We start from the raw sequence: 868 nt of genomic DNA, 5'->3' as shown, positions 1-868 counted from the left end.
TGGCCTGTGCGTTGAGGTGGTTGCTGGTCAGCGTGTAGACGTAGCTGCCGTCGGCATTGATGTGGATGGTGCCGTAGGTGCCCACGGTGGTCTGCACCGTATAGGTCAGCGCGCCGACGCCGCCCGTCGCGTTGAGCTGGTTGGTGGCATCAGTCTCGGTCGTCAGGCCCGGCAGCGAGCCGGTCACGGTGCCGGCCGCCAGATCAGCGCCGGCCTGGGTGAGGTCGAGCGCCGCTTCGTTGACCGTGGCATCGCTGTCGGCCGGCGCGACCAGCCCGGCATCCGCCAGGTTGATGGTCAGCGTCGTCGTCGACAGGTCGCCGTCGCCATCCTTGATGGTGTAGACGAACACATCCGTCGTCGCCGAGGAGATGTTGTTGGCCGTCGACTGATAGGTATAGGAGCCGTCGGCGTTGAGATGCAGCGTCCCGTGCAGGCCGACAATGTTGGTGTTGACACCGGTCGTCACCGCCGTCGTCGTGTCGCCCCCGGCAGCACGTGCGCCAACCACGCCGCCACCGGCGGCAAGGCCGTCGGCGCCGGCCACGTCGTTGGCCAGCACGCCAGCCGCCGCAGTCACGGTCAACAGGGCGCCTTCATTGACGTTGCCGCTGTTGGCGACCGCCGTCGGCACGTCGTCGACGATGCTGACGGTGATGTTGCCCGTGGTGGTGTTGCCGACGCTGTCGGTGACTGTGTAGGTGAAGTTCTCCAGGCCCGAGATGGTCTGGACGCCGTCACTGGCCTGTGCGTTGAGGTGGTTGCTGGTCAGCGTGTAGACGTAGCTGCCGTCGGCATTGATGTGGATGGTGCCGTAGGTGCCCACGGTGGTCTGCACCGTATAGGTCAGCGCGCCGACGCCGCCCGT

General features: G+C 66.6%; 1 protein-coding gene. It reads right to left on the bottom strand.

The window, feature by feature from the left end; genetic code table 11:
* A partial coding sequence (locus tag EN749_RS36530) for an Ig-like domain-containing protein (RefSeq protein ID WP_210214769.1) occupies nt 1-868 on the bottom strand: 868 nt, incomplete at both ends.

The organism is Mesorhizobium sp. M7A.F.Ca.ET.027.02.1.1 (assembly GCF_004022985.1).
Taxonomy (GTDB): domain Bacteria; phylum Pseudomonadota; class Alphaproteobacteria; order Rhizobiales; family Rhizobiaceae; genus Mesorhizobium.
Note: the sequence above shows the minus strand (reverse complement) of the source record. Positions and strands in the feature narration are given on the sequence as shown.